This is a genomic window from Pantoea sp. SGAir0175 (assembly GCF_043547855.1).
This window is the reverse complement of record NZ_CP028081.1, coordinates 1,220,215-1,243,592: the sequence shown is the minus strand read 5'-3', so window position 1 is coordinate 1,243,592 and position 23,378 is coordinate 1,220,215. Positions and strand designations below refer to the sequence as shown.

The following is a 23,378-nucleotide window of genomic DNA, read 5'->3' as shown; positions in this document are numbered from 1 at the left end:
CACGGCGGCGCACCGGTAAAACGCGATGGATTAACGTGACAGCGCCTGCAGCGCCGTCAGCGAAGGGGCAAAGAAGTAGCTGCCGCTCACCGGTTTGGTGAACCGTAACATGGCATCCATCTTGCCGTCGCGCTCGCCAAACATGCTCAGCAGCTGCTGCTCAATGTTATACAGACGATGACAGTACGAAATAAAATAGAGACCGTGGCGACCGCTGGCGGTGCCGTACGGCAGGCTCTGGCGCAGAATCTTCAGGCCTTTGCCCGCTTCTTTCAAATCCACGCGACTCAGGTGCGACGTCGCCGGCCGCTGATCGCCCGGCAGCTCTTCATTGTCCTGTTTGGTGCGGCCAATAATCGCTTCCTGCTTATCAATCGCCAGCCGGTTGAACTGCGGCAGGTTGTGCTCCCAGCGCTGGGTAAACACATAGCTGCCGCCGGCATCCGGGCCGTCAGCAATGATCGCCACCTGCTGGCGCGCCTCGCCCTGCGGGTTTTCGGTGCCATCAACAAAACCGGAAAGATCGCGATCTTCGACCCAGCGGAAACCGTGCGTCTCTTCTTCAATGGCGACCGCGCTGGCAAACGCCGTCAGCGCCGCCTGCGCCAGCGAAAAGTTCACGTCGTGACGCAGCGACTGAATATGGATCAACAGATCGCGCTGGGTCGCCGGTGCCGCACCTTTGCCGAGCGGCGTGAAAGCTTTGAGTTCGGGAGCTGAGTCGGTGCCCTGCAGATCGCGCCACAGCGCATCACCAAAGGCGATGACCGCACCAAGGCCGGCGTCCGGGAATTGCTGCTGTAGCGCAGCCAGCTGTTGCAGAAAGGCGTGGCAACCCTGACGCAGCGCAGCGAGGTCGCCGGTGGCGCGGGCTTCCAGCCAAATGGCGAAACGGCGGTGCTCCAGCAGGATCCCGCTCTGAAACTGAGACATGACAATGCTCTCCGGCATAAAAGTTAACGGCGTTTTTTCGCCGGTATCATACCGGAAAGCCCTGCGCAGAAGATGCGTTAACGCAATTTTTTCGCCAGTTAACGCTGCCAGACGATCTTACTGATTTTCCAGCTTTTTAACGTATCGTCCGACGGCATCAGCCCGGTCGGGCCGTGCCACTCGCCGCTGTAGATATAGGCGATATGCTGACTACCCGGCGCGCGGCACTCAACATCGCGCACATCCAGCCCGGCAACCATTTTGCAGTTATCAAACGCTTTGCTGAATTTATCGCTGAACGCATCACCGATTTTACTGCCGTCGGCGCTGCGTGCGTCGCTATCGAGCACTTCAATGCGCTCGACGCTGCGCTGGCCATTGATCACCAGCTTAACCTTACCGTCATCCAGCGCCTGCCAGAAATCCACCACCTGCCCGTTCTGCGTGCGCATGCCCTGACGCAGCTGATAATCATTGTTCAGCGTGGCGCCAATGGCGGATTCCGACATTGCCGTGTTACTGTTCAGCCCGGCGACGCCCTGCTCGGTGACGGTGAGCGAACTGCCAAACCAGCTAAACGGATTGAGCGCCGACCAGTGATAGCTGAGCGGATTGTACCAGTGACTTTCGCTGGTGCTGGCAGAGGAAGAGGAACCGGAACTGGCGCAACCGGCCAGCACCAGGGCGCTGACCAGCAGGGCGGGACGAACAACTTTCATGCAAACTCCTTTCTTTTGTGCCGACTGGCGTGCCTGTTGGAGTCGCAAACCGGCAAAAAGTTTATTCGCTGTTGCTGCATGGCGGGCAGAAACCCGGCCGCGCGACGCGTGGAATCAGTATTCACGGTCTTCAATCAGGCGTTTGCCCAGCAGCAGTGAGTCGACCGGCTCGTAATCCAGCTTCTCGTAGAAAGCCACCACCTGATCGTTCTCTTCGCGCACCATCAGATGGATTTTCGGGCAGCCGCGCGCAATCAGCTTTTTCTCCAGCCGGTTCATCAGCGCATTGGCAAATCCCCGGCCCTGATAATCAGGATGCACCGCCAGATAGTAGGCGGAGCCGCGATGGCCATCGTAGCCGCCCATCAGCGTGCCCACGACCTCGCCGCCTACCTCAGCCACCAGAAACAGCTCCGGGTCATGGTTCATTTTGCGTTCGATGTCGAGTTCCGGATCGTTCCACGGCCGTAACAGATCGCAACGCTCCCAGAGCGTAATGACTTCTTCAAAATCTTCCTGGCGGAAGGAGCGGATTTCCATCGGCGTTACCCTGCAATGAGGCACAATTCGCTGATTATCACGCATTCTTTGCCAGGCGCAACCCTCGCAGGGCGCAACGGCTGAAAAAAACGGCTAAATAGCGATTCGCGGCCTGAAATACAAAGTAATGTCCTGAAATGGTTCGGCAGTCGCCGCCGGACGGCGCTTAGGCTATAACACGGGGCAGGTTTACTCTCAGGGACATGTTAATGAACAAGATTTCACTGCTGCGGCGCCTGACCAATCGCCGCCAGCTGATCCTCTCCGGCCTGGCGCTGGCGGTGCTGTCGCCGCGCGCGGTCCAGGCGCAGGAAACGCGCGCGGCAGTGCCCGTCAGCGCACGCCATACACCGCCGAAACCGGCCACCAGCGGCAAGCGCATTGTGATGATCGATCCCGGTCACGGCGGCATTGATTCTGGCGCGGTGGGTCAGGAAGGCTCAGAAGAGAAGCACATCGTACTGGAAATCGCCAACACCGTGCGTACGCTGCTGCAGAACCACCCGAAGGTGGAAGTGCGGCTGACGCGCGACAGCGACCACTTCATTCCGCTCTACCAGCGCGTGGAGATTGCGCATCAGCACGGCGCCAACCTGTTTATGTCGATTCACGCCGACGGCTACACCAGCCCGGAAGCTAACGGTGCGTCAGTGTTTGCCCTCTCCAATCGCGGTGCCAGCAGCGCCATGGCGCGCTATATGTCGCAGCGCGAAAACGACGCCGATAAAGTGGGCGGCGCGGCGGTGCAGGAAAAAGATAATTATCTTAACCAGATCCTGTTCGACCTGGTGCAGACCGATACCATCCGCAACAGCCTGACGCTGGGTAAACACGTGCTGGATCAGATTCGCCCGGTGCATCACCTGCACAGCCAGCACACCGAGCAGGCGGCGTTCGCGGTGTTAAAATCCCCGTCCATTCCGTCGGTACTGGTGGAAACCTCGTTTATCACCAACCCGCATGAAGAGCAGCTGTTGGGCACCACGGCGTTTCGCCAGAAAATTGCCCGGGCGATTGCTGACGGTATCGTCAATTACTTTGATGAGTACGATCGTCGCCAGGCCTGATAGCGTTTTGTGCTAGAATCGCGGCAAATTTTTGCAATGAGTGAGCCATGAGCAATCCCGATATTTCGCGCGTCAAAGCCTATCTGCTGGCGCTGCAGGATGATATTTGCGCCGGTCTGGCGGCGGAAGACGGCAGCGCCAGCTTTGCCGAAGACACCTGGCAACGCCCCGGCGGCGGCGGTGGACGCAGCCGCGTGCTGCGTAATGGCAAGGTGTTCGAGCAGGCTGGGGTTAATTTCTCCCATGTGTATGGCGAGCAGATGCCCGCCTCAGCCACCGCGCACCGCCCGGAGCTGGCGGGCCGCAGCTTCGAAGCGATGGGCGTGTCGCTGGTGGTACATCCGGAAAATCCGTATGTGCCAACCAGCCACGCCAACGTGCGCTTTTTCATTGCCGAAAAGCCGGGCGCCGATCCGGTCTGGTGGTTTGGTGGCGGTTTCGATCTCACCCCTTATTACGGTTTCACAGAAGATGCCCGGCACTGGCATCAGACCGCGTTCGATCTTTGCCAGCCGTTTGGCGACGACGTCTATGCGCGCTACAAAAAGTGGTGTGACGACTATTTCTACCTGAAACACCGCAACGAGCAGCGCGGCATTGGCGGCCTGTTTTTTGATGATTTGAATACGCCGGATTTTGACCACTGCTTTGATTTCATGCAGGCGGTCGGCAACGGTTTCATGCAGTCCTACCAGCCGATTGTGGCAAAGCGCAAAGAGCTGGCGTGGGGCGAACGCGAGCGTCAGTTCCAGCTTTACCGCCGTGGCCGCTACGTTGAGTTCAATCTGGTGTGGGATCGCGGCACGCTGTTCGGTCTGCAGACCGGCGGTCGCACCGAATCGATTCTGATGTCGATGCCGCCGCTGGTGCGCTGGGAATATGATTATCAACCCGCTGACGACTCCCCGGAAGCCGCGCTGACCCGCGATTTTCTGCCGGTGCAGGATTGGCTGGGGCTGGAAAAATAAGCCAGGTGCGCATTCATGCGCACCCTGCGGAATAACCCGATAAAACGCGCCCCCGTGGGGTCGCCCTGCCGGTCACAACGGCTCGGTCTGCGCTTCCACCACCGCCAGCGCCACCATGTTAACAATGCGCCGCACCGAGGCGATGCGCGTCAGCACATGCACCGGCTTGCGGATGCCCATCAGCACCGGCCCCACCGTCACCCCTTCCGAACAGGACACGCGCAGCAGGTTGTAGCTGATGCGTGCGGCCTCAACGTTCGGCATGATCAGCAGATTGGCGGTACCTTTCAGCGGGCTGTCCGGCATCAGCTCGCGACGAATACTCTCCACCAGCGCTGCATCGCCGTGCATCTCGCCATCAATTTCCAGTTCCGGTGCTCGCTGCTGAATCAGCGCCAGCGCCTCACGCATCTTCCGCGCGCCGGGGGCGTTCGAAGTGCCGAAACTGGAGTGCGACAGCAGCGCCACGCGCGGTTCGATGCCGAAACGCCGCACGGTTTCTGCCGCCAGCAGCGTGATATCCGCCAGCTGCTCAGCGCTGGGATCCTCATTCACATAGGTATCGGCAATAAACGTGTTGCCGCTCGGCAGCAGCAGCGCGTTCATCGCCCCGGCGACCTTGACGTCATCGCGGAAGCCAAACACCTTCTCCACCACGTCATAATGTTCGCGGTAGTCGCCGATGGTGCCGCAAATCATCGCGTCCGCTTCGCCGCGATGCACCATGATGGCGCCGATCAGCGTGGGATTGCCAATCACCGCGCGCTGGGCGGTTTCCGGCGTGACGCCGCGCCGCTTCATCAGCTGATAATATTCATTCCAGTACTCCTTAAAGCGCGGGTCGGACTCGTTGTTCACGATCTCAAAATCACGCCCGGCCTCGATTTTCAGCCCCTGCTTCTGTAAACGCATGGCAATCACGTTGGGACGGCCAATCAGGATCGGCTTCGCCAGCCCGAGCGACACCAGCTCCTGAGTGGCGTGCAGCACCCGCACCTCTTCGCCTTCCGCCAGCACCACGCGCTGCGGCGCTTTGCGCGCCTGCGAGAAGATCGGCTTCATGAACAGATTGGTTTTATACACGAACTCGGTGAGCTGCTCGCGGTAGGCGTCAAAGTCAGCAATCGGTCGCGTCGCCACGCCGGAATCCATCGCCGCTCTGGCGACGGCCGGGGCTATCTGCACAATCAAACGCGGATCGAACGGTTTGGGAATCAGGTATTCCGGGCCAAAGCTCAGATCCTGATCGTCGTAAGCGGACGCCACCACGTCGCTCTGTTCCGCCTGCGCCAGAGCGGCAATCGCATGCACCGCCGCCAGCTTCATCTCTTCGTTGATGGCGGTGGCACCGACGTCCAGCGCGCCGCGGAAGATGAACGGGAAGCACAGCACGTTATTCACCTGATTAGGGAAATCCGAGCGCCCGGTACAGATAATCGCATCCGGCCGCACCTGCTTCGCCAGCGGCGGCATGATCTCCGGCTCCGGATTGGCCAGCGCCAGAATCAGCGGATTTGGTGCCATCTTCTGCACCATCTCTGGCGTCAGCGCTTTCGGACCGGAGCAGCCGAGAAAAATATCCGCGCCGCCAATCACCTCATCCAGCGTGCGTGCCCCGCTATCTTCCACGGCATAGGCGGCTTTGGTCGGCGTCATGTCCGCTTCGCGCTCGCGGTAGATCACCCCTTTTGAATCACACACCACGATATTTTTCTGCTGCATGCCAAGCGCCACCAGCAGATTGAGGCAGGCAATGGCTGACGCGCCAGCGCCCGACACTACCAGCCGCACGTCGGCAATCGACTTATTCACGATGGTCAGGCCGTTAAGCACTGCCGCGGTACAGATGATGGCGGTGCCGTGCTGATCGTCATGAAACACCGGAATCTGCATGCGCTGCCGCAGCTGCTGCTCAATGTAAAAACACTCCGGCGCTTTGATGTCCTCAAGGTTGATGCCGCCGAACGTCGGTTCCAGCGCGGCGATCACCTCAATCAGCTTGTCCGGATCGTGCTCGTCGATTTCGATGTCGAACACATCAATGCCGGCAAACTTTTTGAACAGCACGCCCTTGCCTTCCATCACTGGCTTGCCGGCCAGCGCGCCAATATTGCCGAGCCCCAGCACCGCCGTGCCGTTGGAAATCACCGCCACCAGATTGCCGCGCGCGGTGTATTTGTGCGCGGCCAGCGGGTCAGCGGCAATTTCCAGACAGGGTGCCGCCACACCGGGGGAATAGGCCAGTGCCAGATCGCGCTGCGTCGCCAGCGGCTTAGTGGGTGACACCTGAATTTTTCCGGGGGTGGGATATTGGTGAAAATCGAGCGCGCTTTGCTTGAGTTGATCGTCCATCAGACATCCTTTTGCACGGCTGAAAAGCCCTCAGTATAAGAACGCGCGGCGCAAAAGAGGGTGAAGGCGCTCAAAGAACGCACAGTCGCCAGGGCACGGATTGCCACGGCTTCGCCTGCGGCTTTGGGACAGCCTGCTATGCTTAAGGGTGGCAAAACGCTGAGCTGAACCGATCAGGCAGGCCTGACTATCAGAAACGCGCCCCGACGTCACAATCAGAGAAAACGCATTTTCTTCATCCGGCGTCTGTTGCACTGTGTGGAACCTCCCTTCCCCGATAAGGGCGCACCTAAGACGATGACTGCCCGGGTGCCTGTTTTGCCCACATTATTGCTAATCAAGGAGTTAAGCGATGAACCAGCTAGATGCATTAAAACAGTTCACCACCGTGGTGGCGGACAGCGGCGATATCGAATCCATTCGCCATTACCATCCGGAAGATGCCACCACTAACCCATCCCTGATCCTCAAAGCTGCCGGCCTCGACGCTTACAAACACCTGATTGATGACGCCATTGAGTACGCGAAAAAACAGGGCGGCAGCAAAGAGACGCAAATCATCAACGCCAGCGATAAAGTGGCGATCAACCTCGGTATGGAAATTCTGAAAAGCGTACCGGGCCGTGTTTCGACCGAAGTGGATGCGCGCCTCTCTTTCGATCGTGGCATGTGTGTGACCAAAGCGGAGAAACTGGTCCGCCTGTATGAAGAGAACGGCATCGACCGCTCACGTATTCTGATCAAACTGGCGTCCACCTGGGAAGGCATCAAAGCGGCGGAAGAGCTGGAGAAGAACGGTATCAACTGTAACCTGACGCTGCTGTTCTCCTTCGCCCAGGCGCGCGCCTGTGCCGAAGCCGGCGTGTTCCTGATTTCGCCATTTGTCGGCCGTATCTACGACTGGTACAACACGCGCAAACCGCTCGACCCGTATGTGGTCGACGAAGATCCGGGCGTTAAATCGGTGCGTCGTATTTACGACTACTACAAAAAGCACCGTTACAACACCGTCATCATGGGTGCCAGCTTCCGTAAAGTGGAGCAGATTGTGGCGCTGGCCGGCTGCGATCGCCTGACCATCTCCCCGAACCTGCTGGAAGAGCTGGCCAACAGCGAAGCGCCGGTGGAGCGCAAACTGGAGCCATCAGCCGAGGGCTTCCACCAGCCGGCACCGCTCTCCGAAGCGGAGTTCCGCTGGGAGCATAACCAGGATGCGATGGCGGTGGAGAAACTGTCCGACGGTATCCGCCAGTTTGCCGTCGACCAGCAGAAGCTGGAAGACGTGCTGGCCGCCCGCCTGTAATCCTGAACTCACCTTCTGCCGGACGGGTTGCGGCCCGTCCGCTTTTGCCCAATTACAAGGGAGAACCCTATGTCTTCACGCAGAGAGTTGGCTAACGCGATCCGCGCCCTGAGCATGGATGCGGTACAGAAAGCAAATTCCGGCCACCCAGGTATGCCGATGGGCATGGCTGATATCGCCGAAGTGCTGTGGCGCGACTTCCTGAAGCACAACCCGACCAACCCGGCCTGGGCGGATCGCGATCGCTTCATTCTGTCTAACGGGCATGGCTCGATGCTGCTTTATAGCCTGCTGCATCTCACCGGCTATGATCTGCCGCTGGAAGAGCTGAAAAACTTCCGCCAGCTACACTCAAAAACGCCGGGCCACCCGGAAATTGGCTACACGCCGGGCGTTGAAACCACCACCGGCCCGCTCGGCCAGGGGCTGGCCAACGCTGTCGGTCTGGCGATTGCCGAGCGCACGCTGGCGGCCCAGTTTAACCAGCCTGGCCACGATATCGTCGATCACTTTACCTATGTGTTTATGGGCGACGGCTGTCTGATGGAAGGCATCTCACACGAAGTCTGTTCGCTGGCCGGCACGCTGGGCCTCGGCAAACTCATTGGCTTCTACGATCACAACGGTATCTCCATCGACGGCGAAACCGAAGGCTGGTTTACCGACGACACCCACAAGCGTTTTGAAGCTTATAACTGGCACGTGGTGGGCAGCGCCGAAGGCATCGACGGCCACGATCCGGACGCCATCGCGGCGGCCATCAAAGAAGCGCAAAGCGTCACCGACAAGCCTTCGCTGATCATCTGCCGCACGGTAATCGGCTTTGGCTCGCCAAACAAAGCCGGCAAAGAGGAGTCGCACGGGGCCGCACTGGGCGAAGAGGAAGTGGCGCTGACGCGTAAACAGCTCGGCTGGAATTACGGTCCGTTCGAGATCCCGCAGGATATTTATCAGCAGTGGGATGCCAGAGAAGCCGGGGCCGCGCAGGAGCAATCCTGGGAAGAGAAGTTCACGGCTTATCAGCAGGCGCATCCGCAACTGGCGGACGAATTCAGCCGCCGCCTGAAGGGCGAAATGCCGGCTGACTGGGAAAACAAAACCAGCCAGTTCATTCGCGATCTGCAGGCTAACCCGCAGAAAATCGCCAGCCGCAAAGCCTCACAGAACACGCTGGAAGCCTTCGGTAAACTGCTGCCGGAGTTCCTCGGCGGTTCCGCCGACCTCGCGCCCAGCAACCTCACTATCTGGTCCGGCTCGAAGCCGATCAAAGAGGATCACGCCGGTAACTACATTCATTACGGCGTACGCGAATTTGGCATGACGGCGATTGCCAACGGTATCGCGCATCACGGTGGCTTTGTGCCTTATACCGCCACCTTCCTGATGTTCGTTGAATACGCGCGTAACGCGGCGCGCATGGCCGCCCTGATGAAGGCGCGTCAGATCATGGTCTACACCCACGACTCAATTGGTCTGGGCGAAGATGGCCCGACGCACCAGCCGGTTGAACAGCTGGCCAGCCTGCGCGTAACGCCAAACTTCAGCACCTGGCGACCGTGCGATCAGGTCGAGACCGCCGTGGCGTGGAAAGCGGCGATTGAGCGCCATCACGGTCCGACCGCGCTGATTCTGTCGCGTCAGAACCTGCTGCAGCCAGAGCGCAGCGCGCAACAGGTTGAGAACATCGCGCGCGGCGGTTACATCCTCAAGGATTGTGACGGCACGCCGGACGTCATCCTGATTGCCACCGGTTCCGAAGTAGAGATCACGCTGGGCGCCGAAGCGAAACTCAGCGCCGACGGCCACAAGGTGCGCGTGGTGTCGCTGCCGAGCACTGACGTGTTTGATAAACAGGACGTGGCCTATCGTGAATCGGTGCTGCCCTCCACCGTGCGCGCGCGCGTGGCGGTTGAAGCCGGTATTGCCGACTACTGGTACAAATACGTCGGCATCGACGGCAAAATTGTCGGCATGACCACCTTCGGCGAATCGGCGCCAGCCGGCAAGCTGTTCCCGGCCTTTGGCTTTACCGTCGAGAACGTGGTGAGCCACGCCGAATCGCTGCTTAAGCCTGCCTGAGTGTCTGGCCCTTTCCCGCTGCCGGGAGAGGGCCGTTTTATTTCACAGCCTGATACAGAAAAAAATCCGCCCCGCCCCCTTCCCGCTTTGCGCAAACTGATTACTATAGGTTTTCCTCCGATTCCTATAGCGGACGCTTTCCCGTTGAAAAAACGTACTCCTTTTTTACTGGTCTTAATGGTTGCCGTGCTGCCCTTTACCAGCGCGGCGCAGGTATCGCCCGATCCGCTGCTGGCCTCGCAGATTGTTGATCGCTATGCCGAGCATATTTTCTATGGCAGCGGTGCAACCGGCATGGCGCTGGTAGCAATTGACGGTAACCAGCGCGTGTTCGCCAGCTTTGGCGAAACCCGTCCCGGCAATAATGTGCGTCCACAGCAGGACTCACTGATCCGTATCGCCTCGCTGAGCAAACTGATGACCAGCGAAGTGATGGTGAAGATGGCCGAGCGCGGCCAGATTCGCCTTGACGATCCGCTGAGCAAATACGCGCCGCCGGGCGCCCGGGTACCGACTTACAACGGCCAGCCGATTCGGCTGATCAATCTCGCTACCCACACCAGCAGCCTGCCGCGCGAGCAGCCGGGCGGCAAACCGCATCGTCCGGTGTTTGTCTGGCCAACCAAAGCGGATCGCTGGCAGTGGCTGCGCGGTGCGCAGCTAAAAGCCGCACCGGGCACGCAGGCGGCTTACTCCAACCTCGCCTTCGATCTGCTGGGCGACGCGCTGGCTAAAGCCGCCGGTATGCCTTATCCGGCCCTGCTGCAGCAGCTGGTAACGCGTCCGCTCGGCATGAAGGACACCACCTTCACGCCATCACCGGACCAGTGTCAGCGCCTGATGATCGCCGAAAAAGGGGCCAGCCCGTGCAATAACACGCTGGCAGCCATCGGCAGCGGCGGCGTGTATTCCACGCCGGACGATATGGGACGCTGGATGCAGCAGTTCCTCAACTCGGCGGTGAATCACCGCACGCCGCAGATCGATCGGCTGCAAACGCTGATTTATCGCCGCGACCAGCTGACCAAAGTGGAAGGCATGGACGTGCCAGGACGCGCCGACGCGCTGGGCATGGGCTGGGTTTATATGGCACCGAAGGCGGGCCATCCGGGCATCATTCAGAAAACCGGCGGCGGCGGCGGCTTCATCACCTACATGGCGATGGTGCCACAGCACAACGTCGGCGTATTTGTGGTCGTGACGCGCTCGCCGCTGACCCGCTTCACCCCGATGAGCGATGGCGTCAACAACATGCTGGCTGAGCTGGTGGGCAATCAGACGGGCTCACCGATGATGATCGGCAATATTCGCTAAGTCTTTGGCAAGCAGCCCGCTTGCCTTCCACCACGCGAACGCTCCCCTAAATCATTCGTGCTGCAGGAAGGCGGCAACTGAATGAATCCCCGGGAGCTTACATCAGTAAGTGACCGGGGTGAAAGAAGTCGGCCAACGCCCCTGCAGTGCGAAGGATGACGGAGATTACTGAGTCACCCAGAGGGTGGGCCAGTCATCACTACTATGCCAGGCGTCACAGGTCTTTTCTTCCGCATACTCCGCCAGCACGAAAGCATTACCATTAAACTGCCAGCGTGTGGCCACACCGCAGTCGCCCAGACCGCGCCCTTTGCTGAAGGTATACAGCTGGCCGTTACTGGCATCGAACTCGGCGTTCACCAGCTCCAGCTGATTATCAGTGCGCGACGGCGGGGTAAACGGCAGGTTGAGCGTGATGCCGCGCGACACATACGGCTGGCTGCGCGTGACTTCAAACGCCAGATCGATCACGTTGTAGGCCCCGGTTTCGCAGCTTATCAGCAGCAGCGCTTTGCTGTCGGTGAGTGGCGCAACGCTGACTTCCCGCCGCAGCGGATCGAGCGAGCAGTTATCGGTATTGACACGCCAGGTTCCGTAATCGATCAGGCCGGTGGTTTCCTGCTGCGTCAGCGGCGCGGGTGCGGGCATTGGTGCCGGCAGCTGTGGAATTGAGGGCGGCGGTGGCACATCCCACTGCACGCGATCACCGCGCTTTACCCAGGCGCTGGCACCGTTAACCCGCCCCTGTACGTCATCCATCAGCAGCAGCGCCGCTTTCATACCGCGCAGCGGAATACTGGCGCTGGCTTTATAGGTGAGCTGTAAATTGCTGGCATCCAGCGTCTGGGCGAGAAATTCGTCGATGGCGATGGCGTTGCTGGTGGCCAGATGATGCGGCTCCACCGTCCAGTGTTTGAGGTCCGGATTGAGGCGGCGCTGGTCGAGCAGCAGGTTGTCTTTTAGCGCCGCGCCCGGCAATGCACCGCTGTAGGCGCTGCCGTAATCAATGCGCAGCAGCGGCCGATCGTTGACCCCGGCGTGACGCGAAATCGTCATCACCAGGCCATTATCGCCAGGAAAACTGCGTGCCACGCAGAACGCCGCATTGTTGCAGGTGATCTGCCAGTCGGAAAACGACTTTTGCAGCGGCTCGGCCTGTACGCTGGCAATCAGCAGAAAGGGCAATAAAAGCAGCGACTTCATCCAATACGACATGAAAAAAAACGATCCCCGATTCCTGGAAAGAAAATGATAGCGCAATGCATGCGCGGTCATCAGGCCGAAACTGTGAAGTGGCCTGAAAAGCGAAGTTAACTGCTGAAAAAGCCGTCGCCTTATGGGCGATCTGTGTGGAATAGCGCAACAGCTCCATCATCCGGTGCGGCTGATTTCTGCTCAATCGGATTCGTCGGACAATTTTTACCCCCTTCACAAAACGGTCAAATACACACAAACGGTCACAAACGGTCATGCTATGGTGCTGGCAGAGCGTTAACGCTGTGCACGGCCTCTCTCATTCCCTCGCGTAATAACGCGCATTTATGTGAATGCGATCACTCAAATTTGAAATAAAGAGATCTCATTTACATAAAAAATTCAATGAAAATCACCTTAATGTCGCCGGGCCAGTTGGTCGCTGCGGACTCGTGCCCAGCCCACATTTTCACATTCCGGCATCCAGTAATTTATAGCCATCGGAGGGAAGTCATGTTGCCGATTGAAAGACAGCAGCGAATTATTGACGAGCTTAATTTAAATGGTCGGGTCATTGTCGCTGAATTAGTCACGCTGTGTCAGGTTTCGCAGGAAACCATTCGTCGTGATTTAACGCAGCTGGAGAAACGTGGCGTATTACAGCGCAGTCACGGTGGTGCAGTACCAGCCAAACGACAGGCCGCCAACATTCAGGGAAATACACGCGGTATTAACGAGTATGAATTATCTTTTCGCCAGCGCATGAATGAAAACGTCGAGGCCAAGATGGCGATAGCCAAACGGGCACTCGATTTTATCAGCCCCGGTGATTGTTTATTACTCGACAGTAGTACCACCTGCTGGTATCTGGCACGACAGCTACCGGATATTGAATTAACGGTGTTAACCAATTCTATCAGAATCGTCCAGACCCTTGCAGCGCGCGGCAGTATCCGCACCATCTGCCTGGGTGGGGAATATTCTGACCGTTATGAAGATTTCCACGGCGTCGTCGCAGAGCAGCCGCTACGGGAATTTCAGATCAATAAGATCTTTTTTTCCTGCAGCAGTTTGGGCAATGACGGTTATTTACGCGAAGGTAACGAAAACAACGCACATTTAAAACAGCAAATGTTGTTAGCGGCAGAAAGAAAACATCTGCTGCTGGACGGCAGTAAATTTCTGCGCCCCTCATTCGCGCGTATTTGTCATTACCGCGATGTGGATTTTCTCATCACTGACCAATTAAAAGACAAAGAGCTGGAACAAGAACTGGCGTGGAACGGCGTCAATATTATTGATTGCTCGCAACGCAGCCATTCGATGCAGCTAATAAAAAATTAATCCGGAGTCTTTATGAAAAAACATCTTATCGCCTGTTCTCTGCTTGCCCTGTTTGCCGCCGCTGGCGCGCAGGCCGCTGACAAAATCCGCATGGGCATCGTGGTAAAAATTGGCGGTATTCCGTGGTTCAACGCCATGGAAGCGGGCATCAAAAGTGAAGCGGCAAAACGCGGCATCGACGCGTGGATGGTCGGGCCAACCGCCGCTGACCCGGCGCTGCAGGTGCGCGCGATTGAAGATTTGATTGCGCAGAAGGTCGATATCATCGGCGTGGTGCCAAACGACCCGAAAGTGCTTGAGCCAGTGCTGAAGCGCGCGCGTGAAGCCGGGATCATGGTGATTACTCACGAATCGCCCGGCCAGAAAGACGCCAACTGGGATTTCGAGCTGGTCGATGCGCCAACCCACGGCATCAACCATATGAAAGCACTGGCGAAATGCATGCATGAAGAAGGCAAATACGCCATGTATGTCGGCAGCCTGACGGTGCCACTGCATCAGGAGTGGACCGACGCCGCGCTCAACTACCAGAAACAGCACTATCCGAAGATGCAGCTGGTGACCGACAAGTTCGGCGTCGGCGAATCGCTGGATGACTCCATCCGCACCACCAACGAGCTGATGTCTAAATACCCGGATCTGAAAGGCATTATGGCCTTTGGTTCTCAGGGACCGATTGGCGCCGGCCGCGCGGTCATGAACCGCAACAAGATCGATCAGGTGTGCGTCATCGGTGCCTTCAGCCCGGGCCAGGGCGCGTCGCTGGTACAGCGCGGTGCCATCAAGGGCGGTTATATCTGGAATCCGCAGACCGCCGGTGAAGTATTTGTGCGTATCGCCGACATGATGGAGAAGAAAGAGCCGATCACCGACGGCATGACCATTGAAGGGCTGGGCAAAGTGAAGGTGGATGAGGCGACGCACACCATTCTCGGTAACAACACCGAAAGTCTCGATAAAGAGAACCTGCCAAAACTGGTGAAAATGGGGCTGTAACATGCAAGAGGTCACTCCACAGACGCTGATTGCGCTCGACAACCTGTCGAAAACATTTGGTGGCAACCGCGCACTGAGCGATATCTCGCTGACCCTGCTGGCCGGCGAAGTGCACTGTCTCGCTGGCACCAACGGCTGTGGCAAGAGCACCTTAATTAAAGTCATTTCCGGGGTGCACGCCCCGGACAGTGGCAGCCGCATTACCCTCGGCGACGGCCAGAGTTTCCCGCGTCTGACCACCCGTCAGGCGCGCGACTTCGGTATCCAGGTGATTTACCAGGATCTGTCGCTGTTCCCCAATTTGAGCGTGGCGGAGAACATCGCCTTTGAGCATAACCTCAACGGGTTGCTCGGCTGGCACCGTCAGGCCCGGCTGCGCGACACCGCGCGCGGCATTATTGATGAGCTGAAATTCGATCTCGATCTGAATGAGAAAGTCGCCGCGCTGTCGATTGCCCAGCGCCAGCAGGTGGCGATTTGCCGCGCGCTGGTGGCCGATGCACGACTGGTGATCATGGACGAACCCACCGCGTCGCTGACGCGTACCGAGGTCAATCAGTTGCTGCGCACCGTGCGTTATCTGAAAGACAAGAATATCTGCGTGGTGTTTGTCAGCCACCGGCTGGATGAAGTGCTGGAGATTTCGGATCGCGTGACGGTAATCCGCGACGGCCGCAAGATGGGCTGCTGGCCGGCCAGAGAGATGACGCCGCATCACCTGACCGAACTGATGACCGGCCTCAAGCTCGACTACCAGTTAAAAGCGCCAACGCGCAACGCCGACCGGGCGATTCTCGAAGTAGAGAAGCTGACGCGCGCCGGTCAGTATCATGACGTCAATTTCAAACTCTACGCCGGTGAAGTGCTGGGCCTGTGCGGCCTGCTCGGCTCCGGCCGCACCGAACTGGCGCTGTCGCTGTTTGGCATGACCAAACCGGACAGCGGCAAAATCTGGCTCGACAGCAAGCCGGTGCGTTTTCGCGGGCACGAAGACGCCATCAAAGCCGGTATCGGCTACGTTTCGGAAGATCGCCTGACGCTCGGCCTGGTGCAGCAGCAGTCGGTGGCCGACAACATGGTGCTGCCGATCCTCGATAAGCTGCAAAACCGTTTCCACCTGATCGACGAATACCGCAAGAACAAGCTGATCCTGCAGTGGATTCAGCAGCTCGGCGTGCGCGTGGCCGATCCTAACCTGGCGATCTCTACCCTGTCCGGCGGCAACCAGCAAAAAATCGTGCTGGCGAAATGGGTGCTGACCCAGCCGCGCATTCTGATCCTCGACTCGCCGACCGTCGGCGTGGATGTCGGTGCCAAGGCCAGCATCTATCAGCTGATCCACGAGCTGGCGAAAGAGGGACTGTCGATCATCCTGATTTCCGACGAAGTGCCGGAGGTCTGGTACAACTGCGACCGCATTCTGCACTTCCGCGACGGCACCATCCATGCCGAATACCAACCCGATACCGTGGCGCAGGAACAGCTGGCGGAGGTGATTAATGCCTGATTTCTCTCGTTTACGTCCGCACTCCAGCCAGGGCTGGCTCGCCTGGGTGCTGCTGGCTTTCATGGTGTTCTTCTCGCTGGCCAGCGATCAGTTCCTGACGGTGCAGAACCTGCTGGATCTGGCGGAAAGCTACGCCGTTACCGGCATTTTCGCCCTCGGCCTGTTTGTGGTGCTGGTAACCGGCGGTATCGATATCTCCTTCGCCGCCGTGGCGTCGGTGGTGCAATACCTGATCGCCTCGCTGTTTGTGCAGTTCCAGTTTGATAACGCGCTGCTCAGCATTCTGCTGGCTATCGTCTGTGGCACGCTGTTTGGCGTGATCAACGCCCTGCTGATCACCTCGCTGCGCGTGGTGTCGATCATCATCACCATCAGCATGCAGTCGCTGCTGTTTGGTCTGCTGATGTGGGTTACCGGCGGCAAAAGCCTCTACTCGCTGCCGGACTGGTGGATCACCCTGCGCAGCGTGCTGCCGTTTAGCGTACAGGGCAACAGTTTTCAGATTGGCTTACCGCTGGCGATCATGCTGGTGATTGCCGGGCTCACCGCGCTGCTGCTCAACAAAACCAATCTGGGCCGTCAGCTGTATGCGGTGGGCGGCGATGCGGAATCGGCGCGGCGTATTGGCATCCGCGTGGGATTGATTCACGTGTTTGCCTACGGCTGGCTCGGAGCGATGGCGGCGATTGGCGGGCTGGTGCAGGTGTACCGCATGGGTGAAGTAGTGCCGAACGCGCTGGTCGGCGGTGAGCTGGATGTGCTGGCTGCGACGGTGCTGGGCGGTGCCAGCCTGATGGGCGGCAAAGGCACGGTCAGCGGCACGCTGATGGGCGTATTCCTGATCGCCATCCTGAAAAACGGCCTCAACCTGATCGGCGTCTCCAACTACTTCATGAACATTGTGGTCGGCGGCACGATTATGGTGGCGATTGCCGTCACCCACTACAAAAAACGTAAAGAAACCGACGTCAGTTTCGTCTGACGGGAGGAGCCATCACCATGAAATCTCTCTCTGCGCTGCGGCCGGACGGCACCAACATCGGCCTGATGCTGTTGATTGCGCTGGCGCTGGCCACCTTCAGCGTCATGCTGCCGGGCCGCTTTCTCACCGACTCGACCTTTATGAGCATGGCGTTTCAGCTGCCGGAGCTCGGCCTGTTAACGCTGGCGATGTTTATCGCCATCCTCAGCGGCGGCCTGAATCTCGCCATCATCGCCACCGCCAACCTGACGGCGCTGTTCATCGCCTGGACCCTGATGAGCGCCCTGCCCGCGGATGCCGGTACCGGTCAGCAGCTGCTGTGGCTGTTTATCGCCATCGTCGGCGCGATGGTGATTGCCGCCGTGATTGGCGTAATCACCGGCGTGATGGTAACGCGCATCGGCGCACACCCGATTCTGGTGACGCTGGCCACCATGATGACGCTCAACGGCATCGGCATCTGGCTGACCAAAGGTGCGGCGGTGAGCGGTATGCCGCCGGTGGTGCAGTCGCTCGGCTCAGACACGCTGCTGGGCATGCCGCTGCCGCTGTGGGTATTCCTGGTTGCCGCCGCGCTGCTGGCGCTGTTCCTCGGCAAAACCCGCGCCGGCAAATGCATCTACATGGGCGGCAGCAACATCAACGCCACCTGGTTCAGCGGCATCAATACCCACCGTATGGTGATGCTGGTGTACGTCATCTCCAGCCTGCTGTGCGTGCTGGCCGGCCTGATCATGATGGCGCGCTTTAACTCGGCGCGCATGGGTTACGGCGATGCCTACCTGCTGCTGACCGTACTGGCCATCATTCTCGGCGGCACCGATCCCAACGGCGGTTTTGGCCGCGTGACCGGCGTGGTGCTGGCGCTGATTGCGCTGCAGGTGCTCTCCACCGGCTTCAACCTGATGAACATCAGCCAGCACGTCAGTCTGGCGATGTGGGGTGCCGTGCTGGTGGTGGTGCTGGCCTTCAAACAACTCAAAGCGCGCTTTAACGATCACCGCGCCGTCAGGCTCAGCAAGCTGGCCGCGGCGCTTAATCCTCTGACCGAAAAAAAGGAAGTATGATGCGTATTCAAGTCTCCCCGTCGTTGATGTGTATGAATCTGATGGAGATCAAGCACCAGCTGGCCGTGCTGGACTCCCGCGCTGACTTCCTGCATATCGACATCATGGACGGTCACTACGTTAAAAACATCACCCTGTCGCCGTTCTTTATTGAGCAGATCCGCCCGCATACCCAGGTGGCGATCGATGTGCATCTGATGGTGGAAGAGCCGACCGACTTTATTGAAGCGGTGGCCAACGCCGGCGCCGATTACATCTGCCCGCACGCTGAAACCATCAATCGTGATGCGTTCCGCGTTATCAATCTGATTCGCAGCTACGGCAAAAAAGTGGGCGTGGTGCTCAACCCGGCCACGCCGGTCTCCTTTATCCATCATTACATTCATCTGCTGGATAAAATCACCGTGATGACGGTGGATCCTGGCTATGCCGGTCAGCCGTTTATCCCGGAGATGGTGCAGAAGGTGCAGGAGCTGAAGGCGCTGAAACAGGCGCACGGCCACCGCTACCTGATTGAGATTGACGGTTCCTGTAATACGCGCACTTACAACACGCTGGTCGGTGCCGGTGCCGAAGTGCTGATTGTCGGCACCTCCGGCTTGTTTAACATTCACGAAGACCTCGCCACCGCGTGGAACATGATGCGTGAGAGCATTGATGAAGCGCAGGGCCTGGCGCAGGTGTCGGCATGACAACACGCTGGCTCGGTATCGACATTGGCGGCACCGGCACCCGTCTGCAGTTGATGGAGTCGGGCCGCATCTGGAGCAGCTTTCGTAAAGTGCCCACCGCCAGCTGGGCGCAGCAGCCCGATGCGCTGGCCGCACTCGGGCAGCTGATTGCGGAAACGCTGGAGCAGCAGCCGGTCAGCGGTGTGATGCTCGGCCTGCCGGGTATTCTCAGCCGCGATCGCCAGCAGGTGATTTCACTGCCGTTCATTCAGGCGCTCGATCACCAGCCGGTAGCGGCGCTGCTGAGTGAACGACTGGGCGTGCCGGTGGCGATGGATAAAGACGTTAACCATCTGATGCTGTGGGATCTAATGCAGCTGGAGCAGCTGCCGGAAAATGCGGTAGGTTTGTATCCTGGCACCGGCATGGGCAACAGCCTGTGGATCAACGGCCGCTTCTATCATGGTCAGCATGGCGGAGCCGGTGAACTCGGCCACGTGCCGGTGGCCGGTAACGCGCTGCCCTGCCCGTGCGGCAACCACGGCTGCGCGGAAACCGTGACCTCCGGCCACTGGTTAAGCCAATGGGCGCAGGCCAATGCGGCGCAAACGCCGATGTCGGCGCTGTTTACCCATCACGGTTCTGACCCGGCGCTACAGGCGTTTGTGCAGCGTCTGGCGCAGCTGATCGCCACCGAGATGAACATTCTCGATCCGGAGTACCTGATTCTGGGCGGCGGCGTGCTGGCGATGGCAGATTTCCCGCTGGCGCAGCTGCGCAGCCAGATTCAGCAGCATTTACGGCCGCCGGCCACGCGGGATGGTTTGAAAATCATCTTCAGTCAATCCACCGATCACACCGGCTGTCGCGGCGCCTGCCTCGCCGCAGAACGGCTGTTCAGGAGCGCGCAATGAAAGGAAAAGTGTGTGTGTTTGGCTCGTTCAACCTCGACGTGGTGGCGGTGATGAACCGTTTCCCCCTGCCGGGCGAATCGCTCACGGCGCACAACAGCATGATGGGGCCCGGCGGCAAAGGGGCCAACCAGGCCACCGCCGCGCTGCGCGCCGGGGCGCGCGTGCACTATATCGGTAAGGTGGGTAATGACGATTTTGGCACCTTTGCCCGTCGCCATCTGGAGAAGACCGGTTTCGACGCCATTACGCTGTTCACCTGTAAAGAGAAACCCACCGGCAACGCGCTGATTTACGTGGCGGGCGATGACGCCGAGAACATGATATCGGTCTATCCCGGCGCAAATACCACCGTGACCGCGGCCGAAGTGGCGCGCTGTCAGCCCACCGTGGCTGCCGCCGATATTCTGCTGGTGCAGCTGGAGAACAACCTCAGCGCCATTCAGCGCATGATCGACAACGCGCGTGCCGGCGGCACGTTTGTCATTCTGAATCCGGCACCGTGGCAGAAAGTCAGCGATGCGCTGCTGGCTAAGGTGGATCTGTTAACGCCCAACAGCACCGAAGCGATGCAGCTGAGCGGGATAAAAGTGACCGATTTTGCCAGCGCGCAGCGCGCCGCCGAAGTGCTGCACCGTAAGGGCGCGCGTCAGGTGATTATTACGCTTGGCACCGCGGGCGCCCTGCTCTCCAGCGCGGAGCAGCAGCTGCGTATTCCGCTGTTTCCTGCCCAGCCGCTCGACACCACCGGTGCCGGCGATGCCTTCAACGGCGCACTGGCGGCGCGCCTGGCATCCGGCGATGCGTTACCGCAGGCGGCGCTGTTTGCAGCGGCGTTTGCCTCGCTGTGCGTCGAGCGTTCCGGCGCGGCCAATTCCATGCCCTCCTACGCCGAAGCGCTGGCGCGCATGCAGGCCCATCCGGAGTGTGCAGTAACGCCGTTAAATGCCCCGGAAATAACGCACATGGCGTAGTGGCGCAATGCATTGCGCCCCGGCATCGGCAGAGTCGGCATTCGTGCCGGCCCTGCGATTAACGCCGCGGTTATGCCTGCAACCAGCCCATCAGCTGCGCATAGTGCAGTAACATAATGGTCTTGCCGTCGCGAATGCGCCCCTCTTTCACCATCGCCAGCGCCTGAGGAAACGGCAACTCGAGTACGGTGATCTCTTCATCTTCCACGCCGCCGCCGTCGTTAGCGCGCTGCGCGTCGCTGTATTCAGCGGCGAAAAAGTGCAGCAATTCCGTTACGCCGCCCGGCGACATGTAGGCCTCAAACAGCTTTTCGACCTTACCAACCTGATAGCCGGTCTCTTCCACCGCTTCTTTACGGATGCAATCTTCCGGCGTGTCGTTATCCAGCAGCCCGGCGCAGGTTTCAATCAGCTCACCGCTGTCGTTGTCGTTAACATAGGTCGCGATGCGGAACTGACGAATCAGCACCACGCTGTTTTTTTCACGGTTGTAGAGCAGAATGGTGGCGCCGTTGCCGCGATCGTAGACTTCACGTTTGTGACGTACCACGTCGCCGTTGCTGCGGGTGAGTTCGTAGGTGTAGTTGCGCAGAATGAAATAATTATCAGACAGCAACTTATCTTTGATGATGTTGATCTTTAACGACATAGCCGCTCCACTGCGTAGCTGAGGGAGCCTGAGATGATAGGCTGAAGCCGTGGGGAAAACTATCTGAATTGTCGAGCAGGTTGCCTGCGATGGCGTAATGCCTGTCAGTTGAGCATTACGCCTTTTCAACGTTCATGGCACGAATCGTAGCGGCGCAATTTATTGCGCATCCGGGCAGCTGTGCAGTGATTAACTTATCGCGATGAATCGCGCTGCTACGATGTGTTCAGGATGATGGTGAAGAAATAAAATGCCGCACGAATTGTAGCGGCGCAATTTATTGCGCATCCGGGCAGCTGTGTAGTGATTAACTTAGCGCGATGAATCGCGCCGCTACAATGTGTGCAGGATGAGGGTGCAGAAATAAAATGTCACACGAATCGTAGCGGCGCCATTCATTGCGCATCCGGGCAGCTGTGCAGTGATTAACTTAGCGCGATAAATCGCGCCGCTACGATGTGTGTAGGATGAGGGTGCAGAAATAAAATGCCACACGAATCGTAGCGGCGCCATTCATTGCGCATCCGGGCGGCTGTGCAGTGATTAACTTCGCGCGATAAATCGCGCCGCTACGATGTGTGCAGGATGAGGGTGCAGAAATAAAATGCCGCACGAATTGTAGCGGCGCCATTCATTGCGCATCCGGGCAACTGTGCAGTGATTGACTTAGCGCGATAAATCGCGCCGCTACGATGTTGTGTGGTTTGCGGCTGTATCAACCGGTCGGCACTAACACCCTGATACCGCACCGGCAGGCGCGGCCAGGGTCACGATTAAAAACCGTTTGGCTGGTCTTTCATATCCGGCAGATGGTGGGCAATGCCTTTGTGGCAGTCGATACAGGTCTGTCCGTCCTGCACCGCTTTGCTGTGCATTTTGGCGGCGACCGTTTTCTGCGCGGTGAAGTCCATATAATCGAAGTTGTGACAGTTACGACACTCCTGCGAATTGTTGTTCTTCATCCGGCGCCATTCGTTCTGCGCCAGCTCGATACGCGTCTCTTCAAACTTCTGCGGCGTATCAATCAGGCCGAAGATCTTGGCGTACACCTCTTTACTCGCCTGGATCTTACGAATCATCTTCGGCCCCCACTCGTGCGGCACGTGACAATCCGGGCAGGTGGCGCGCACGCCGCTGCGGTTGTTGTAGTGCACCGTCTGCATATATTCCTGATAGACGTTGTTGCGCATTTCGTGACAGCCAATACAGAACTGCTCGCGGTTGGTCATTTCCATCGCGGTGTTAAAACCGCCCCAGAAAATGATGCCGCCAGCAAAGCCAAGAATCAGCAGCGTGCCGAGCGCCAGACGGCTGGGGCGTCGCCACCAGCGCCAGATACGTAAAAGTTTCTGTTTCATCGCCACCTCACTGCCCAAAGCCGTCAGCCGGCTTAAAGGTGTTTTCCACCACCGGTTTAGCATCGGTCTGCGGCACGTGACACTGCAGGCAGAAGTAGCGACGCGGCGATACCGTGCTGCTCACCACGCCGTCGCGGTCGGTAAAGTGCGTCGGACTGACGCGCGGCGCGCCGGTGGTCAGATAGCTCTGGGTGCCGTGACACTGCAGGCAGCGGTTCACGTTCTTCGTCACCTGGTAGCCCTCCACGCTGTGCGGGATCACCGGCGGCTGATTAACATAGTTCAGCGGCTTGCGGCTCTGCTCTTTGGGCTGATGAATGGTGCCCTGCTGCGTTGCCGTCACTTCCGGTGACTGATTGAGATCGACGCCGTTATTAGCGTACACCACGCCGCCCAGCATCAGGGCGGCAACGGTTACAAGAGTGATAAAAGGTTTCATTGCATCCTGCC

21 protein-coding genes are annotated in these 23,378 nt (G+C 58.7%); 13 read left to right on the top strand and 8 right to left on the bottom strand.

Annotated features, from left to right (window positions below):
• Nucleotides 1-30: 30 nt before the first annotated feature.
• The 3 genes from C1N56_RS05545 to C1N56_RS05535 form a co-directional block, all read right to left on the bottom strand.
• Nucleotides 31-933, bottom strand: a complete 903-nt coding sequence (locus C1N56_RS05545) for a Dyp-type peroxidase (protein ID WP_166711950.1) — start codon at nucleotides 931-933, stop codon at nucleotides 31-33.
• A gap of 98 nt (nucleotides 934-1,031) precedes the next feature.
• A complete protein-coding gene (locus C1N56_RS05540) occupies nucleotides 1,032-1,652 on the bottom strand; it encodes an RpoE-regulated lipoprotein (RefSeq protein WP_262257447.1) in 621 nt (206 codons plus the stop codon).
• Nucleotides 1,653-1,766: 114 nt separating this feature from the next.
• Nucleotides 1,767-2,192 carry a GNAT family acetyltransferase gene (locus C1N56_RS05535; RefSeq protein WP_021508071.1) on the bottom strand — a complete coding sequence of 142 codons (426 nt, stop codon included), beginning with the start codon at nucleotides 2,190-2,192 and terminating at the stop codon, nucleotides 1,767-1,769.
• Nucleotides 2,193-2,401: 209 nt separating this feature from the next.
• Here C1N56_RS05535 and amiA point away from each other — a divergent pair, with 209 nt between their 5' ends.
• Together amiA and hemF are read left to right on the top strand one after the other, a co-directional pair.
• Complete coding sequence (gene amiA, locus C1N56_RS05530) at nucleotides 2,402-3,259, top strand: N-acetylmuramoyl-L-alanine amidase AmiA (protein WP_262257446.1); 858 nt, start codon at nucleotides 2,402-2,404, stop codon at nucleotides 3,257-3,259.
• Nucleotides 3,260-3,306: 47 nt separating this feature from the next.
• Complete coding sequence (gene hemF / locus C1N56_RS05525) at nucleotides 3,307-4,227, top strand: oxygen-dependent coproporphyrinogen oxidase (protein ID WP_262257445.1); 921 nt, start codon at nucleotides 3,307-3,309, stop codon at nucleotides 4,225-4,227.
• Between the two features lie 72 nt (nucleotides 4,228-4,299).
• On the opposite strand, the gene maeB is transcribed toward hemF, so the two are convergent.
• Nucleotides 4,300-6,579, bottom strand: coding sequence for an NADP-dependent oxaloacetate-decarboxylating malate dehydrogenase (gene maeB / locus C1N56_RS05520; protein WP_394517215.1), 2,280 nt, complete (start codon nucleotides 6,577-6,579; stop codon nucleotides 4,300-4,302).
• A gap of 352 nt (nucleotides 6,580-6,931) precedes the next feature.
• Between maeB and tal the strand changes: the two genes are divergently transcribed.
• From tal to ampH, 3 genes are all read left to right on the top strand, one after another.
• Nucleotides 6,932-7,882 (top strand): transaldolase, encoded by a 951-nt coding sequence (gene tal, locus C1N56_RS05515; protein WP_394517214.1) that lies wholly within the window; start codon nucleotides 6,932-6,934, stop codon nucleotides 7,880-7,882.
• Between the two features lie 69 nt (nucleotides 7,883-7,951).
• Nucleotides 7,952-9,961, top strand: a complete 2,010-nt coding sequence (tkt, locus tag C1N56_RS05510; RefSeq protein WP_058758343.1) for a transketolase — start codon at nucleotides 7,952-7,954, stop codon at nucleotides 9,959-9,961.
• A gap of 144 nt (nucleotides 9,962-10,105) precedes the next feature.
• On the top strand, nucleotides 10,106-11,275 hold the full coding sequence (gene ampH, locus C1N56_RS05505) for a D-alanyl-D-alanine-carboxypeptidase/endopeptidase AmpH (RefSeq protein WP_125309136.1): 1,170 nt from the start codon (nucleotides 10,106-10,108) through the stop codon (nucleotides 11,273-11,275).
• A gap of 165 nt (nucleotides 11,276-11,440) precedes the next feature.
• Here ampH and C1N56_RS05500 read toward each other — a convergent pair whose 3' ends face one another.
• Complete coding sequence (locus C1N56_RS05500) at nucleotides 11,441-12,490, bottom strand: DUF1176 domain-containing protein (RefSeq protein WP_394517213.1); 1,050 nt, start codon at nucleotides 12,488-12,490, stop codon at nucleotides 11,441-11,443.
• 492 nt (nucleotides 12,491-12,982) lie between these two features.
• Here C1N56_RS05500 and C1N56_RS05495 point away from each other — a divergent pair, with 492 nt between their 5' ends.
• Genes C1N56_RS05495 through rbsK form a run of 8 tightly spaced genes read left to right on the top strand, consistent with a single transcriptional unit; the run spans nucleotide 12,983 to nucleotide 20,921 of the window.
• Nucleotides 12,983-13,813 carry a DeoR/GlpR family DNA-binding transcription regulator gene (locus C1N56_RS05495; protein WP_021508063.1) on the top strand — a complete coding sequence of 277 codons (831 nt, stop codon included), beginning with the start codon at nucleotides 12,983-12,985 and terminating at the stop codon, nucleotides 13,811-13,813.
• 12 nt (nucleotides 13,814-13,825) lie between these two features.
• Nucleotides 13,826-14,809: a substrate-binding domain-containing protein gene (locus C1N56_RS05490; RefSeq protein WP_058758342.1), complete on the top strand. Its 984-nt coding sequence runs from the start codon at nucleotides 13,826-13,828 to the stop codon at nucleotides 14,807-14,809.
• A 1-nt stretch (nucleotide 14,810) separates the two neighbouring features.
• Nucleotides 14,811-16,316 carry a sugar ABC transporter ATP-binding protein gene (locus C1N56_RS05485; RefSeq protein WP_021508061.1) on the top strand — a complete coding sequence of 502 codons (1,506 nt, stop codon included), beginning with the start codon at nucleotides 14,811-14,813 and terminating at the stop codon, nucleotides 16,314-16,316.
• Nucleotides 16,309-17,298, top strand: a complete 990-nt coding sequence (locus C1N56_RS05480; RefSeq protein ID WP_125309140.1) for an ABC transporter permease — start codon at nucleotides 16,309-16,311, stop codon at nucleotides 17,296-17,298. Before C1N56_RS05485 ends, C1N56_RS05480 begins: the two co-directional genes overlap by 8 nt.
• 17 nt (nucleotides 17,299-17,315) lie before the next feature.
• Nucleotides 17,316-18,365: an ABC transporter permease gene (locus C1N56_RS05475; RefSeq protein ID WP_021508059.1), complete on the top strand. Its 1,050-nt coding sequence runs from the start codon at nucleotides 17,316-17,318 to the stop codon at nucleotides 18,363-18,365.
• Nucleotides 18,365-19,057: a D-allulose 6-phosphate 3-epimerase gene (alsE, locus tag C1N56_RS05470; protein WP_031279804.1), complete on the top strand. Its 693-nt coding sequence runs from the start codon at nucleotides 18,365-18,367 to the stop codon at nucleotides 19,055-19,057. Before C1N56_RS05475 ends, alsE begins: the two co-directional genes overlap by 1 nt.
• Entirely contained in the window at nucleotides 19,054-19,950 is an 897-nt protein-coding gene (gene alsK, locus C1N56_RS05465) for an allose kinase (protein ID WP_394517212.1), read from the top strand. The genes alsE and alsK overlap by 4 nt, the downstream gene beginning before the upstream one ends.
• The gene (rbsK, locus tag C1N56_RS05460) at nucleotides 19,947-20,921 is read left to right on the top strand and encodes a ribokinase (protein WP_141496608.1); all 975 of its coding nucleotides are present in this window, start codon (nucleotides 19,947-19,949) and stop codon (nucleotides 20,919-20,921) included. Before alsK ends, rbsK begins: the two co-directional genes overlap by 4 nt.
• A 70-nt stretch (nucleotides 20,922-20,991) precedes the next feature.
• Here the strand turns inward: rbsK and nudK are convergent, their stop codons facing one another.
• From nudK to napB, 3 genes are all read right to left on the bottom strand, one after another.
• A complete protein-coding gene (gene nudK, locus C1N56_RS05455; protein ID WP_166711967.1) occupies nucleotides 20,992-21,570 on the bottom strand; it encodes a GDP-mannose pyrophosphatase NudK in 579 nt (192 codons plus the stop codon).
• Nucleotides 21,571-22,343: 773 nt separating this feature from the next.
• Entirely contained in the window at nucleotides 22,344-22,928 is a 585-nt protein-coding gene (gene napC, locus C1N56_RS05450; RefSeq protein ID WP_058758337.1) for a cytochrome c-type protein NapC, read from the bottom strand.
• 7 nt (nucleotides 22,929-22,935) lie between these two features.
• Nucleotides 22,936-23,367, bottom strand: coding sequence for a nitrate reductase cytochrome c-type subunit (gene napB, locus C1N56_RS05445; RefSeq protein ID WP_058758336.1), 432 nt, complete (start codon nucleotides 23,365-23,367; stop codon nucleotides 22,936-22,938).
• Nucleotides 23,368-23,378: the final 11 nt, after the last annotated feature.